The organism is Flavobacterium soyangense, assembly GCF_015277675.1.
Lineage (GTDB): Bacteria > Bacteroidota > Bacteroidia > Flavobacteriales > Flavobacteriaceae > Flavobacterium > Flavobacterium soyangense.
Window position 1 is genome coordinate 20,870 of record NZ_JADHEC010000019.1, and the last position, 15,734, is coordinate 36,603.

Sequence of the window (15,734 nt, forward strand, 5' to 3'; positions counted from 1 at the left end):
TCAGTAAATCGAATATTAAATGTTAATGAATTAATTTATTTCAATAATTAAAGCTTCATAAGGGCGCAATATAGCATTTTTTATTGAATCCAAATAAATATAATTACTGTTTATTATTTTGTAATTTTTAGGGTCAATTCCTGTATTAACTGTCGCATTATCAGCCGAAAAATTTAACAAGACTAGTATTTTTTTACCTTCTAATTCTCTAGTAAATGCAAATACTTTTGGATTCTCTCTATCTAAGAGCATATACTTTCCATAAATCAAAACAGGATTATTTTTACGCCATTTTACTAATTTTCTAAAATAATTCAATACTGAATTAGGGTCTTTCTCTTGAGATTCAGCATTAATTGTTACAAAATTTTGATTTACTTTCAACCAAGGCTTCCCTGTCGTAAAGCCTGAATTTACTGTAGAATTCCATTGAAAAGGTGTTCTGCTGTTTTCTCTTGAAGTTTGTTTTTGATCTTCTAAAAAAGCTGCTAAATCTCCTCCATTTTGTTTTAATCCCAAGTATCTATTTCGAGTATCCACATCTTGATAATCGTCTATGGAATTAAACTTTGCATTAGTCATTCCTAATTCATCGCCATTATAATAAAATGCAGTTCCTCTCATTGTAAGAATAAAAGTTGTCAGCATTTTTGAAGATAATTCTCTAAATTCAGGAGTATCATTTCCAAATTTATTCACCATACGTGGTTGATCGTGATTAGCCAAAAATATGGACAACCATCCTTTATCTTTGAATTCTTTATCATATCTGGAAAAAATATCTTTGTATTTTACAAGGCCAAAATCATTAAGGTGTTTTCCAACATCTACACTTTCAAAATGATAGGCAATATTTAATTCTTTTCGATCAGGATCTACGAATTTTAAAGCCGCTTTTGGTGAATCTCCGGCACCTTCAGCAACGGTTAAGACATTAGGGTATTTACTCAAAACCTCACTGTTCATTTCTTGAATATACTCATGTAAATGAGGACCATTCCCGTAATACTTAACGATTTCCAATGGTTTGTTAATAATTTCTTTAGGCAATTCAGGAAAACTATCATCTTTAGAAATAAATTGAAAAGCATCCAATCTAAAACCATCAATTCCTTTATCAAGCCAAAACTTCATCATATCGTAAATTTCTTTGCGAAGTTCAGGATTGTTCCAGTTTAAGTCGGGTTGTTTTTCGGAAAAATAATGCAGATAATACGAATCTGTCATCGCATCATATTTCCAGGCATTACTATTTACATCAAACCAGCTCCATCTATAGGGTGGTTTACCTTTTTCTGCGGGCCACCAATAATAATAATTCCTGTATTTATTATCCCTTGATTTTCGACTTTCCTGAAACCAATTATTTTCATCTGAACTATGATTGACAACCAAGTCCATTATAAGTTTTATACCTCGCTCATGCATTCCCTTTAAAAGCAGATTGAAATCTTTCATCGTTCCGAAATCCTTCATAATTTCGCGATAATTGCTTATATCATAACCATTATCATCGTTTGGCGACTCATAAACAGGATTCAACCAAACGGCATCAACCCCTAAACTTTTGATATAATCGAGTTTAGAAATAATTCCTTTCAAATCACCCACTCCATTACCGTCGCTATCCTTAAAACTTCTAGGATATATTTGATATATTACAGCTTCTTTCCACCATTTTTTGTCGGTTGAAGTTTTTGTTTCTTGGGATTGAGCGGTAATAGTCATTAATAAAATTATTATGATTAGTGATTTAATTTTTTTCATATATTATTCAATTAGCTGTGTAACATATCCATTTTCGATTTCTACAACATTAAGATTCAGAAAATCTTGAAGATGTTTAGAGCTTAAATGCTCTTTAAAAGCAGCTTCATTTTTAAAACATTCCCATATAATTATTTTTAAATTATCTTCTTTAGATTGATGAATGTCGAATACTATATTTCCTTGTTCGTTATTAGTTGCAACTTTTAATTTCATTATCTCTGAAATGGCAAAACTGACATTATTATTATCAATAATATTTAAAATAGCTGTTGAATAAAATAATTTAGTTGTTTTAGGTTCGATCAAATCCCATAAATTCCCATATAAGTCTTCAAAAACCGCAACCTTTCCATAGACTTCATTTTTGGGTTCCCGAATAATTTTGACATTATTACTAATTAGATTTTGATACTCTTTTGTAAAATTATTTGTATTTAAAAATAAAAATACACGACCACCAGTCTGGTTTCCAATACTATTTTCTTGGTCTTCATTTACAGCTTTAGCAAGTAAAAAAGAACATTCGGAAGAATTTGAAGGAGCGATTATAATCCAACGTTTTTCTTCGGATATTTTTGTGTCTTCAATTATTACAAAATTTAACTTTTGGGTATAATACAGTATTGCTTCATCATAGTCTTTAACAACAATTGCAATATGTTTTAATTTTAATGACATAAAAATTATTCTAATTCCAAAACAACCGCTTCGTATGGCCTGAGTTCCAAACTTTTTGAAGCTATAGGATAATTGTTAATTAATACTTTAGCATTTGCAGTGTTAATTCCTGTATTTGCAGTTGCTTTTTTAGAAGTAAAGTTTAACATAACCAATAGTTTCTTGCCCTCAAACTCTCTTGTATAGGAATAAACATTTGGGTTTTCTTTGTCTAAAAGCGTGTATTTTCCGTAAATTAAAGCAAGATTTGATTTTCTTAATTTGGTCATTTTTCTGAAATAATTCAAGTTAGAATTTGGATCCTTTTCTTGGGCGTCCGCATTCAAAAAAGCATGATTATCGTTGACTTTCAACCAAGGTGTTCCTGTTGAAAATCCAGCATTATTAGATGCATCCCATTGAAAAGGAGTTCGTCCATTATCTCGTGCACCACCCGTCTTTTGGTTTTCAATAAATTGTCTCAAATCCCCGCCGGCAATTTTTACTTTTTCGTATTCAGCAAATGTTTCGATGTCACGATAATCTTCAATTTTGTCGAATTTAGCGTTAATCATTCCAATCTCGTCCCCGTTATAATAATAAGGCGTGCCCCCCATAGTTAACAAAAATGTGGTCAGCATTTTAGAAGACAATGCTCTAAATTCTGGGGCATCGTTACCCCAACGCGAAGTCATTCTGGGTTGATCGTGATTCCCTAAATAAATGGTTCCCCAACCTTTTTTTGCATAAACCGCATCCCATTCTGAATAGATTTTTTTGAATTCGACTAAACTCCAATTTGGATCCATTTTTTTGAAATACCCAGGTAAATAACCTAAGCCGACACCATCAAAATGATAGCCCATATCCAATTCTTTTCTGTCTGGATCCACGAAATTTAGGGCGGTGTTTTTTGTCATTCCCGCTCCTTCGGCCAATGCCATACAATCATATTTGCTTAAAACTTCTTTATTCATTTCTTTCAAATAATCATGCAAATACGAACCACTTGCCAGATACACATCCCATTTTCCATTATAGTTTTTATTCAATTCTTCTTGGGTAATTATCGGAAAAGTCGTGTCTTTTGCGATAAATGGAATCACATCCATACGGAATCCATCAATCCCTTTTTTGAGCCACCAATTCATCATACTGAATATTTCTTGACGTAATTTTGGGTTTTCCCAATTCAAATCGGGCTGCTTGTAGCTGAAATAGTGTAAATAGTAAGAATCTGTTTGTTTGTCATATCTCCAACCGCTCCCGTCGGCTTCAAAATTTCCTGGACGAAAAGCTGGTTTTCCTTTTTCGGCAGGCCACCAGTGGTAGTAATCTCTGTATGGATTGTCTCGTGATTTTCTACTTTCCTGAAACCATTTATGCTCATCAGAACTGTGATTGACAACCAAATCCATTACCAATTTCAGGCCTCTTTCATGCATACCTTTGAGCAATGCATCAAAATCTTCCATGGTTCCGAATTCCTTCATAATCGATTGATAGTCCGAAATATCATATCCATTATCAGCATTTGGAGAACCATAAATTGGGTTCAGCCAGACCACGTCTATCCCTAAACTCTTGATATAATCCAGTTTAGAAATAATTCCTTTTAAATCGCCTACGCCATCACCATCTGTATCCTTGAAACTTCTTGGATAAATTTGATAAACAACAGCTTCTTTCCACCATTTTCTTTCAATTTTGGGTTCTTTTTCAACCATTTTTTTCTGGGCAATCAGCAAACTAATATTTGTCATAATCATCAAAATAACAATAATAATTGTGGTTTTTGTTTTATTAAATTTCATATGCGTTTATTTATTGTGGTTTTATTGTTTTAATTTCTTGAGAAATGAATTGGTTATAAAAATAGAATTCGTTTTCTAATATCTTGAATTTTTGATGTTGAAAAAGCTTTTGACGACACGAAAACGTTTTCGATTATCAATTATTAGACTTGTACAACAAATATTTTTTTTGAGATTTATAAATTTGGTTGGATAGTATTATAAAATAGAAACACAATTTAAAGACAAATTCAAAAACTTACATTCATAGAGCAGTCAATTTTTGTTAATTGATATTTTTGACAAAATTTCTCAAGCTTTAGAGGCTTAATTTTTTTAACCTTAACTCAGATTATTCATAAATTTCGTAATTTCTTCCTTTGTTATTTTTGGATTTGCTCCTTCATTACTTGCTACCAAAGCGCCTAATGCACAAGCAAAATCTATCGCCTTTTGAGGTTCTTCATTCGTTAATAATTTACTTAATAATCCAGCAAGAAAAGAATCTCCGGCTCCAACCGTATCAGCAACCTCTATTTTATATCCACTATTGTAATACATATCCCCTTTATAATACAAAACAGCTCCCTGATTTCCTTTTGTTACACAAATGCTTTTTGCTTTAGTTTGTTCTGCAATAAAAAGTATATTCTGTTCCAATGAATGAAAAGGAGAATTTAGATATTCGCTTATTTCATACAATTCATTATCATTAAATTTAATAAAATCAGACTGCTTGATTAGACTAATAAGCAATTCTTTTGTATAAAAAGGCGCACGCAAATTGACATCAAATATCTTATATTTTGCTATTTTCAAAAGACTCAACAAGGTTTTATATGAAATTTCATCCCTGCAAACTAGACTTCCAAAAACTAAAGCATCTGAATTTTTTACAGCCTTTTTAGCTTCAGAAGTAATTTCGATTTCATCCCAAGCCACCGGATAAATAATGGTATAAGTAGCCGATCCTTTTTTGTCTAATTGAACTAGAACTTCACCAGTAGAATAAGTTCCGTCAATTTGAATAGTATCTGTAGAAACATTATTTGCTTGAATAAATGCTATTAATTCTTTTCCGATTTTATCATTCCCTACTCGGCTAATAATTTGGGCATTAATTCCTAATGAAGCTAATCGCAAAGCCACGTTCAAAGGTGCACCACCAATTTTTTTATGTGTTGGAAAAACATCATATAAAACTTCTCCAAAACAAACTACATTCGTTTTCATAATTATTCGTTATTTGACAGACTTTTTGATAATTCTTCTAATGTTCTTCCTTTCGTTTCGGGCATTTTGAAGTAAACCCAAAGTAATTGGAAAACCATCATAATACAGAAAATGCTAAATACAGTAGTTGTTCCAATTTGTTTGAATAAAAACGGAATAAATGACGGAATTAAAGCCGCCAAAACCCAGTGAACTGAAGTCCCGAAAGAAGTTCCGGCCGCTCGAAGTTTATTGGGGAATAATTCAGAAATAAATACCCAAATTACAGCTCCTTGACCTATTGCGTGAGAGGCAATAAACAAGAAAAAAAACAAAGGAATTGCCATCCCTTTCCATTCAAAATGAAATGCTGTGGTCACTAATCCCAAAGAAATAATATAACCTACGGAGCCAATATACATAAGGGTTTTGCGCCCAAATTTATCAATTAATGAAATCCCAATCATTGTAAATAGTAGATTGATAATTCCAATACCGATACTACTCAAAAACGATGCAGATTTCTCTAATCCAGCTAATTCGAATATTCGTGGAGCATAATATAAAAAAGCATTAATTCCGGAAAACTGATGAAAAAAAGCGATGAAAAAAGCCAATAATAATGGTTTTTTATACTTTTTCATAAAAATAGATTCCTCTTTAACTTCCTGTGACATTTCATTTACTATAGCCCGAATTTCAGACTCAATTTCGGCTTCAGTACGAATTTGGTTTAAAATTGCCACAGCTTTTTTACGATCTTTTTTATACTCTAAAATCCAACGCGGGCTTTCTGGAATTCCAAAGACTAGAAGCGTATAAACAAAAGAAGGAAAAGCTTGTATTCCTAGCATCCAACGCCAAGAATTTTCACCTATATCTCGTAAATAATAGTTAGATGTAAAGGCAATGAGAATCCCAAAAACAATGTTGAATTGGTATAAAGCGACCAATTTTCCTCTGTCTTTAGCTGGAGCAATTTCAGAAACATAAGTTGGCGCAGCAATAGTTGAGGCTCCAATTCCTATTCCTCCAATAAATCGAAAAATCGAAAAGAAGATTGGATTATTTGCAAATGCGGTTCCAATTGAAGATGCAAAAAACAATAATCCGATGATAATTAATGTCTTTTTTCTACCCAGAATATTCGTTGGAAAAGACCCAAAAATAGCACCAATAACGGTTCCCCATAATGCAGATGACATAACCACTAATCCATGAAATAAATCTGAGGAACCCCATAATTGTTGCAGTTGTTTATCCGCACCCGAAATTACAACGGTGTCAAAGCCAAATAGAAAGCCTGCAAAAGCAACGATAATTGACCAATAAAGTATTTTGCTGTTTTTCATTTTTTTTTTTTAGTTTAAAGAGTTACCAAATTCCTTTGATTTTATGAATTGAAATATTTTTTATTTCTTGATTTTCATCAGATTGAATCGTGAGTTTAGTGAATGGCTTTTTAGGGAAAATTTGTTCCGTAAAACTGTAAACACCACCATTTAAGAAAATTTCTATTGATGACCAATCTAAAATAATTTGATAATCTATGGTTTCCGAAATAATATTAGGCGTCGCAGTTGTATGAATTGATTTTCCGAAATTAGGTTCAAAATTCACATTTCCGGAATGTCTTCGGTCAATAGAAAAAGTCTTTTGTTTACCATCATAATTTAGCACTAGAGAATCTTTTACATCATTTGAAAAAACCAATTTTAACGTTTTTGCATCCGCACTAAATCCAATTTGGGATTGATTCAGATTATTATAATTGAAAGTCGTCTTTTGTTTTGGTTTTAAAACCAATAAATTTTTAGAAAAGCCTTTTTCCAATTGTGATTTTAATTGTGCAACTGGAGCATTTTTCAAGACATAATTATTGTTTATTTTAGAAAGCGAAATTTCTCTAGGAAGCGTCATGGCACTTCTCCAATTTTTCGTTGGCGTATTTCTGGCATACAACCAATTACTCATCCAGCCAATAAAAATTCGCTTATTATCCGGCGCATCATTATAGGTTACACCAGCATAATTATCGGCACCATTATCTAACCATTTTGTGTCTTTTTGGTCTGTTTTAAAATTTTTCCCGTCAAAATCCCCAACAAAATATTGCGTTCCAGAACCTCCGTTTGGCGCACCTGGATTTACACTTATCAATAAAATCCATTTTTCATCAATCGAGTTTTCGACTTTAATTTTAAAAAGATTGGGACATTCCCAAACACCACCGTGAGCACCAATTCCTTTTCCGAATTCACTTTCCAATGTCCAATTAATCAAGTTTTTTGAAGTGTAAAATTGAGCGTGATCACCGGATACCAATATTAAATTCCAAGTATTTGTTTCTTTGTTCCAAAATACATTTGGATCCCTAAAATCTTTTAAATCAGAGTTTTCGATAATTGGATTTCCTTGATATTTCGACCAATTTTCTCCTTCATCCAGACTGTAAGCTAATCCTTGTGATTGCGCATTTATTCCTCCTGCTTTTTCAATATCCATATTATGGTACGTATAAACCGCTACCAATGCAGGATTTTTTAAAGTTCCCAATCCCGAAGTATTATTGACATCGACAACTGCACTCCCTGAAAATATATATCCTAATTTATCGGGAAATAATGCGATTTTATGATGTTTCCAATGTATTAAATCAGTACTAGTTGCGTGTCCCCAATGCATTGGTCCCCAAACAATATCTTCTGGATAATATTGATAAAATAAATGATAAATTCCTTTATAATATAGCAATCCATTTGGATCATTCATCCATTTTTTTTCTGGTGAAAAATGAAATTGTGGGCGAAAAGGCTCCGAATATGTTTTAGACGAATCAGCAACAATTTTTTTGTTCGACAAAATAGAATAATTAAATGTTTGTCCATTTGTATAAACAGAAAAAAAGAATGTTATGAGAAAAAATATTTTTTTATCAATTATCATTTTAAAAATAGAATAGATTGATAAAAATAGAATTCATTTTTATACTATTCTGAATTTTATTAGCCAAATTGCTTTTGAAGCATCGAAAACGATTTCGATTCCTCATTAATGAAACTTATTAGATAAATAAGAATATTGATAAATATTTTGAATAGGTTTGGTTTATTAATTAAAAACATTATGGACTTAAATTTCAAATTATTGCTCTTATTGCTCTTAACGAGCACTTCCTTTATTGGACAAACAAAATCTGACGAATGGCATCTAGTTGCTAATTCTCGTGAAAATTATTTTGGTGTAGCCATGGCAAATGGTCAAATAGGAATCGTCACCGATGACACTCCTCTTAAAACGAAAGAAATTATTTTAAACGGTGTTTATGAAGGCAGTCCTGAAAATGGGATTAGCCGAATTGTTCGCGGAATAGAATTTTTAAATTTACATTTAAGTATTGATGGCCAGCAAATTGAATCTTCTACTATTTCTAATTGGAATCAAGTAATTTCGATGAAAGAAGGAATCAGCACTACTTCATTTTCATTCAAAGATTTGGCAAGCATCAATTATTCTATTCTTGCCAATCGGGCAGTTCCTTATTCGGCGATGGCGATTGTTGAAATCACTCCTTTAAAAGATATTGAAATTCTTGCCAATAATTATATGATTGTTCCTGATGAATTAAAAGACGCAAAAAGTCAGTTTCGGGTTTTAAAAGACAATCAATATTTAATGCCCATTTTTGGAACAAAAGCCAAAACATTAAACGGAAAATATACAGTTTCGGCTTCGACTACCTTCCTTTTTGATGGTCAAAATGAACCTTTAAAACAAACGGGGAATGAAGTTGGTTTTACCAAAAAATTATTGAAAGGTCAAAAATATCGTTTTGCAATAGCTGGCGGAATTTGTACTTCAAAAGACATCACAGATCCTTTGAACGAATCCGAAAGGCAGCCAATTTATGCACTTCAACAAGGAATTGACAATTTAGTAAATCGTCATAAACAGGCTTGGGCAGAATTATGGAATACTGGTGATATTCAAATCGAAGGCGATCTTGACGCCCAACAACGCATTCGTTTTGCACTCTATAATTTATATTCCTATATCCGTCCGGAAACAAGGCAAAGTATTGCCCCAATGGGATTGTCATCTCAAGGTTATAATGGACATATTTTTTGGGATTCTGAACTTTGGATGTATCCAACGCTTTTAGCATTGCAACCCGATATGGCAAAATCCTGTCTAGATTATCGTTCAGATAGATTGCAGAAAGCCAAGCAAAAAGCCACAATTTATGGGTATAAAGGCGCAATGTATCCTTGGGAATCTGATGACACTGGAGAAGAAGCAACACCAACATGGGCTTTGACAGGAATTTTTGAACAACATATTACAGCTGATGTAGCAATTGCTTTTTGGAATTATTATGCCTTAACACAGGATAAATCTTGGTTACGAAGCGAATTTAAAGTATTAAAAGAAACTGCCGATTTTTGGGTAAGTCGCGTAGTAAAAAATACAGACGGAAGTTATTCTATTTTGAATGTGGTTGGCGCTGATGAATATGCCCAACATGTGGATGATAATGCTTTTACTAATGCTTCGGCAATTGAAGCTTTGAAAAATACCATCAAAGCAGCAACTATTTTAAACGAACCGATTGACCCAAAATGGAAAGACGTTTCAGAAAAATTAGTCATTCATAGAGAAAATGGAATTACACAAAATTACAAAGGGTATAAAGGGCAAACCATCAAACAGGCCGATGTGAATTTACTGGCGTATCCTTTACATATTATAACTGATAAAGCTCAAATTGAAAAAGACTTAGATTATTATGTAGAAAAAATTGATAAAAAAGATGGCCCTGCTATGGCTTCAGGAGTTTTGTCAGTTTTATATTCAAGATTGGGTGATAGAGAAAAGGCATACACCTATTTTGTAAAATCGTATTTACCAAACAGCCGACCTCCATTTGGTGTTTTTTCAGAATCGGCCAATAGTAATAATCCTTATTTTGCTACAGGTGCAGGCGCTATGCTTCAAGCCGTAATTTATGGTTTTGGAGGAGTGGAACAAACGGATAATGGGCTAAAATATAATAAAGGGCTACTGCCTAAAAAATGGAAGTCTTTAAAAATTATAGGACTTGGAGTTGACAACAAAACGATAACCGTAGAATAGATTCTTACATAAGATTGCCACAACCTTTAAAAATATATTTATAAGAAAATATTATTTTAGAGTTTGTGGCTTTTTTTAGTTATTAAGTTAAAAAAATATCTCCATTAACACCTATTTCTTTTAAAAAAATAAGTTTATTGTAAAATAAAACTTACTTAATACTAATATATTTTTTATTTTAAAAAATCAAATTGAGGTTTTCCATATAATTTTATAAGATTTTTATTATTGATAATAAGGCAATTGTAATTTTTAAATGCCAATTTTATAAAAAATATATAGAAAAATTGAGCAATAGTTTTTGAAAAACTTATACATTTCCTTTTAATCAGTATAATTTATCAAATCATAAAAAATAGGCATATAAAATTAAATTATGCGTTTTTTTAATTTAAAATAAGTTTACAACCGATAAAATTTTAACAAGGAATTTAAAAAATCGAAAACGTTTTCGTTGCTACTATAACGTTATAGTTTGCGTTTCTTAATATTATCACAAATAAATAGTTTATGTTTGAAAAGTTATTTAAACTAAATAAAAACAATACTAACCAAACTTAATTATTACGTATGAAAAACAGTCTACTAAAAGGCTTAATGGTGTTTCTAACGATGCTATTTACGAGTCTGACTTATTCGCAAGATGTGTCAGGAACAGTATCCGATTCCAGCGGTCCACTTCCCGGGGCTTCTGTTTTAGTAAAAGGAACAACGAATGGAGCTCAAACCGATTTAGATGGTAAATTTATCATCAGAAATGTAGGGACAAATGCAGTTTTAGTTTTTAGTTACATAGGACTAAAATCTCAAGAAATTAATGTAACAGGAAAAAGTAATTTAAAAGTAATTTTAAGTGCTGACAATGCTGAGTTAAAAGAAGTAATTGTTGTGGGTTACGGTACCGTTAAAAAGAAAGATGCAACTGGAGCAGTAGATCAGATTGGATCAAAAAACTTTGATAACGTGGCGTCTCCTTCACCAGCACAATTATTAAGAGGTAAAGTTGCCGGTGTTCAAGTTACACAATCTAGTGGTGAGCCAGGAGGAGCGATTTCAGTAAGAGTTCGTGGTAATTCTTCTATTCGTTCTGGAAATGGACCACTTTACGTTGTTGACGGTGTACCTTTAGATGGTGGAAATGTTTCTGCAGGTGGCGGACTTACATCCAACAGTGGCGCTCAAGATTTAGGAACGTCAACAGCTAGAAACCCATTAAACTTTATCAATCAAAATGACATTGAAAGCATTAGTGTATTGAAAGACGCTTCTTCGACTGCAATCTACGGTTCTCGTGGTGCAAATGGGGTAATTGTGATTACAACCAAAAAAGGAAAATCTAATGTACCACAATTGACTTATAGTAGCTCTGTGAGTTTTAGTAAAAAAGCAGGAGACTTTGGTGTAATGAATGCAGATCAGTTTGTTGCAGCAGGTGGTGACGATAAAGGATCTCGCTCTTACAATTGGGAAGATGCGGTATTGAGAAATGGATTTTCTACGAATCACGATTTGTCTTTTAGCAAAAGTACTGAGAATTCAAATACAAGATTGTCGTTTGGGGCTTCAAGTGCTAATGGGATTGTAAAAAATTCTGGTTTAGATAAATATTCTGCCTCATTTTATAACTCAAATGATTATTTTGGAGGAGCTTTAAAAATTGAATCAAGAGTTATTTATTCTTCATTAAAAGATGAAACTACATTATTGTCTAATAATGCTGGGTATATAGGTAACTTGATTGGTACAGCATTATATTGGAATCCAACATTACCAATTTACAATAATGATGGTACTTATAATGTAATTAGTACTTCCTATTTGAATCCTGTTCAATTATTGAACGCCTATAAAGATTATACAAATACCAATAAATTGTTGGGAAGTATTAATACTACTTGGAAAATCAATAGTCATTTAAAATACCAATTCTTATTTGGTATAGAAAGCTCGACTTCAAGCAGAAAAGCACAATTGTTACCTACTATAGAGATTTTGAATACTGCGCAGGCTGTTGTGCCTAAAGCTAAAGATTCTGACCCAACAATTACTAAATATGGTCAGGCATCGATTGCTAATCAAAATAAATTCAATAAAACATTTGAACACACATTAAATTATAATAACGATTTTGGAGATAACTTTAACCTAGATGCGTTAGTAGGATATTCTTATTATGATTATACAGCAGATGGGAATCAGTCTTCCGGAATTGGTTACGATAAATCTCAAACTAATTTGATTGATAATATCGAAGGTGGCCTTCAAAATGAATTTAGAGTTTCTTCTTATAGAAACAGAGTGGAATTGCAATCCTATTTTGGAAGAGTAAATGCTACTATATACAAAAAATTAATTCTTACAGGTACATTGAGATCTGATGGTTCTACTAAATTAGGCACGAATAATAAATACGATTATTTTCCTTCTGCCGGTATAGCTTATAAAGTTGTAGCTAACAAAGATGGTTTGGTAAATGATTTTAAAATTAGAGGAAATTACGGAATTACAGGTAACCAAGAATTTGCACCAAACTCTGCAATTGCAAGAGCATCTTATGGCAACAACGGTTCTTTAAATTTAGATAGTAATTCTAATGCCGATTTAAAATGGGAAACTACAAAATCTTACGGTGTTGGAGCTGACTTTGGATTTCTTAACAATAGATTGACAGGTTCATTAGATTATTTCCAAAGAGATACCAAAGATTTGATTTTTCCTGTACCGGCAGCGGCAACACAACCAGGACCACCATCACCACGTTTTAAAAACTTACCGGGTAACTTAATCAACAAAGGGGTTGAGGTAGCTTTAAGCTATAAAATCATTGATTCAGATAATCTTAAATGGGATATTTCGGGGAATGCTTCCTTCTTGAAAAATGAAATAACAAATTTTGCTGGATTCATTTCTACTGGTGGATTAAATGGACAAGGTTTATCAGGTGCTTATGCACAAGTAATCACAAATGGAAAACCCATATATTCTTACTATTTGTACGAATGGAGAGGGTATGATGCAGCAGGTAACGCTATTTATGCTGATGCAGCAGGTAATGACACTGGATTAGGGACTGCAGCAAAAAAATTATTAAACAAGCAACCTTTACCAAAAATCAATGTTGGTTTTTCAACAGGATTTAATTACAAAGGATTTGATGCAAGTGCTTCTTTTTATGGTGCTTTTGGTCACTATATTTACAACAATACCACTAACGCTTATTTCTTTAAAGGAGCTTTCACTGGTGGTAGAAATGTAACTCAGGAAGCCGCAACATCACCGCAAGCAGCTGGAGACCCAAACTCTCCATCTACTAAATTTCTTGAAAAAGGTGATTTCTTAAGAATGGGTAACTTAACCCTTGGTTATACCGTAGAAGGAAAATTGTTAGAGAAATTAAAAATGAAATCAGCAAGATTTTTTGTAAACGGTTCAAATTTATTTATAATTACTGGCTATTCAGGAACTGATCCAGAAGTGGATACTGACAAACAATTGAATGGAGTACCTTCAGCAGGTATAGAGTATTTATCTTATCCAAGAGATAAAAGTGTATCTGTCGGTCTTAACGTAACATTTTAATTAAAAACACGATGAAAAGAATAAATATAATAAAAAGCATCTTATTCACTAGTACTCTTGTAATGGGTGTAAGTTGCACAAATTTAGATGAAGAGGTATTAGATGGAGTAGTTGTTTCTAATACAGGTGGAGGAACTGTTAATACTGCTTCTTTATTAACTAGCTCATATGAAGGATTGAGAGGTTTTGAGACACAAGGCCAAATGTTTGCCTTAGATGAAATGTCAACAGATGCTTTAGTTGGTCCTACACGTGGTGGTGACTGGGATGATAATGCAACATGGAGACAAATTCACGTACATACTTGGGCTCCTGATCATGTAGAGGTGAGAAATGCATGGAATGCATTATTAACTCAAGTATATAACTGCAACTTGGTTATAGAAAATGGGACTGCTACTGAAAAAACTCAAGCCCGTTTTTTAAGAGCATTTTATTACTATAATGTAATCGATTTGTTTGGTCAAGTACCTTATAGAGAAGCTGGTTCTACTGTAGAAGCTGATCCAAAAGTGTGGACAAGAGCTGAAACGACAGATTTTGTGATAAGCGAATTAGAGGCGGTTATTGGTTCATTACCTGCAAGAACCCTTGCAAATACTAGTGTAGCCAATGCAGATGCTGCACATTTTTTATTGGCAAAATTGTATTTAAACAAAGGAGTATTCAAAGCTACTAATGCTGTTGGACCTTACACATTTGATGCCGCAGATATGACTAAAGTAGTAACTAATATAGATGCTATAAATAGTACATTAGCGACTGATTATTGGGACAATTTCAAGCCTAGCAACAGTACTTCCAATGAAATATTATTCTCATCTGTAAATGTTAGAGGTGGTGCTGGAGGAGGAATTCAATTCTTCTGGAGAATGGGTATGCATTACAACCAAACTCCTGATGGATGGAATGGTTTCGCTACTGTAGCGGAGTATTATGATAAATTTAATCCAAACGATAGACGTATTAAAAATGATGATGCTGCTATTATTACAGCATTTGGTAACCCAGTTGGATTTCAAATCGGACAGATATACAAACCAGGAGGGACTGAAATAGCTCGTGATAGAATTAAAACTACAGCTAATCCACTTGGACAGCCATTAGTTTTTACAAAAGCTGTGACACTAATTACCAGTGGTGCTACCTTAGAATCAGCAGGTGTGAGAGGTCAGAAATACATTCCTGATTCCCAAAATTTAGGATCTCCTGATAATGATTATGTTTTTATGAGATATTCTGATGCTTTAATGATGAAAGCAGAAGCAATTGCTAGAGGTGGTGCAGGTACAAATGATGTTGCTAAACTTGCTCAAATTGTATCAAGATCAGGGCAACCTGGGGTTTTCCCTACAACATTGGACGGTATTTATCTTGAAAGAGGCAAAGAACTTTGGTGGGAAGGTTGGAGAAGAAATGATATGATTCGTTTTGGTAAATTCTTAGCAGCAAGAGAATTGAAACCTTATGTGTCTGACAGCAAATATATTTTGTATCCAATTCCGGCCGATGCATTATTTAATGCAAATCTGAAACAAAATCCTGGTTACTAAGTTTAATTTGGTTTTTTAATATTTTGTGGTTAGTTAG

The 15,734-nt window shown here is 32.8% G+C and carries 9 protein-coding genes; 3 read left to right on the plus strand and 6 right to left on the minus strand.

Going from position 1 to position 15,734, the window contains the following annotated elements; all coding sequences use genetic code 11:
• Positions 1-30 precede the first annotated feature (30 nt).
• From IR213_RS09630 to IR213_RS09655, 6 genes are all read right to left on the minus strand, one after another.
• A complete protein-coding gene (locus IR213_RS09630) occupies positions 31-1,767 on the minus strand; it encodes a glycoside hydrolase family 13 protein (protein ID WP_194312103.1) in 1,737 nt (578 codons plus the stop codon).
• Between the two features lie 3 nt (positions 1,768-1,770).
• Positions 1,771-2,448 (minus strand): VOC family protein, encoded by a 678-nt coding sequence (locus IR213_RS09635; RefSeq protein ID WP_194312104.1) that lies wholly within the window; start codon positions 2,446-2,448, stop codon positions 1,771-1,773.
• A 5-nt stretch (positions 2,449-2,453) separates the two neighbouring features.
• A complete protein-coding gene (locus tag IR213_RS09640; protein ID WP_317173142.1) occupies positions 2,454-4,241 on the minus strand; it encodes a glycoside hydrolase family 13 protein in 1,788 nt (595 codons plus the stop codon).
• Between the two features lie 321 nt (positions 4,242-4,562).
• Complete coding sequence (locus IR213_RS09645) at positions 4,563-5,453, minus strand: carbohydrate kinase family protein (protein WP_194312105.1); 891 nt, start codon at positions 5,451-5,453, stop codon at positions 4,563-4,565.
• A gap of 2 nt (positions 5,454-5,455) precedes the next feature.
• On the minus strand, positions 5,456-6,784 hold the full coding sequence (locus IR213_RS09650) for a sugar porter family MFS transporter (protein WP_194312106.1): 1,329 nt from the start codon (positions 6,782-6,784) through the stop codon (positions 5,456-5,458).
• Between the two features lie 22 nt (positions 6,785-6,806).
• A complete protein-coding gene (locus IR213_RS09655) occupies positions 6,807-8,294 on the minus strand; it encodes a glycoside hydrolase family 32 protein (RefSeq protein WP_228479151.1) in 1,488 nt (495 codons plus the stop codon).
• A gap of 264 nt (positions 8,295-8,558) precedes the next feature.
• On the opposite strand from IR213_RS09655, the gene IR213_RS09660 reads away from it, so the two are divergent.
• The 3 genes from IR213_RS09660 to IR213_RS09670 all read left to right on the plus strand — a co-directional run bounded on the left by IR213_RS09660 (position 8,559) and on the right by IR213_RS09670 (position 15,697).
• Positions 8,559-10,565 carry a glycoside hydrolase family 65 protein gene (locus tag IR213_RS09660; protein ID WP_194312108.1) on the plus strand — a complete coding sequence of 669 codons (2,007 nt, stop codon included), beginning with the start codon at positions 8,559-8,561 and terminating at the stop codon, positions 10,563-10,565.
• A gap of 570 nt (positions 10,566-11,135) precedes the next feature.
• On the plus strand, positions 11,136-14,144 hold the full coding sequence (locus IR213_RS09665) for a SusC/RagA family TonB-linked outer membrane protein (protein ID WP_228479152.1): 3,009 nt from the start codon (positions 11,136-11,138) through the stop codon (positions 14,142-14,144).
• An 11-nt stretch (positions 14,145-14,155) separates the two neighbouring features.
• On the plus strand, positions 14,156-15,697 hold the full coding sequence (locus IR213_RS09670; RefSeq protein ID WP_194312109.1) for a RagB/SusD family nutrient uptake outer membrane protein: 1,542 nt from the start codon (positions 14,156-14,158) through the stop codon (positions 15,695-15,697).
• Positions 15,698-15,734: the final 37 nt, after the last annotated feature.

What these genes read in the sequence shown, in the direction of transcription:
- IR213_RS09630 (WP_194312103.1), bottom strand. Translation starts at nt 1,767, where the DNA reads ATGAAAAAAATTAAATCACTAATCATAATAATTTTATTAATGACTATT.
- IR213_RS09635 (WP_194312104.1), bottom strand. Translation starts at nt 2,448, where the DNA reads ATGTCATTAAAATTAAAACATATTGCAATTGTTGTTAAAGACTATGAT.
- IR213_RS09640 (WP_317173142.1), bottom strand. Translation starts at nt 4,241, where the DNA reads ATGAAATTTAATAAAACAAAAACCACAATTATTATTGTTATTTTGATG.
- IR213_RS09645 (WP_194312105.1), bottom strand. Translation starts at nt 5,453, where the DNA reads ATGAAAACGAATGTAGTTTGTTTTGGAGAAGTTTTATATGATGTTTTT.
- IR213_RS09650 (WP_194312106.1), bottom strand. Translation starts at nt 6,784, where the DNA reads ATGAAAAACAGCAAAATACTTTATTGGTCAATTATCGTTGCTTTTGCA.
- IR213_RS09660 (WP_194312108.1), top strand. Translation starts at nt 8,559, where the DNA reads ATGGACTTAAATTTCAAATTATTGCTCTTATTGCTCTTAACGAGCACT.
- IR213_RS09665 (WP_228479152.1), top strand. Translation starts at nt 11,136, where the DNA reads ATGAAAAACAGTCTACTAAAAGGCTTAATGGTGTTTCTAACGATGCTA.
- IR213_RS09670 (WP_194312109.1), top strand. Translation starts at nt 14,156, where the DNA reads ATGAAAAGAATAAATATAATAAAAAGCATCTTATTCACTAGTACTCTT.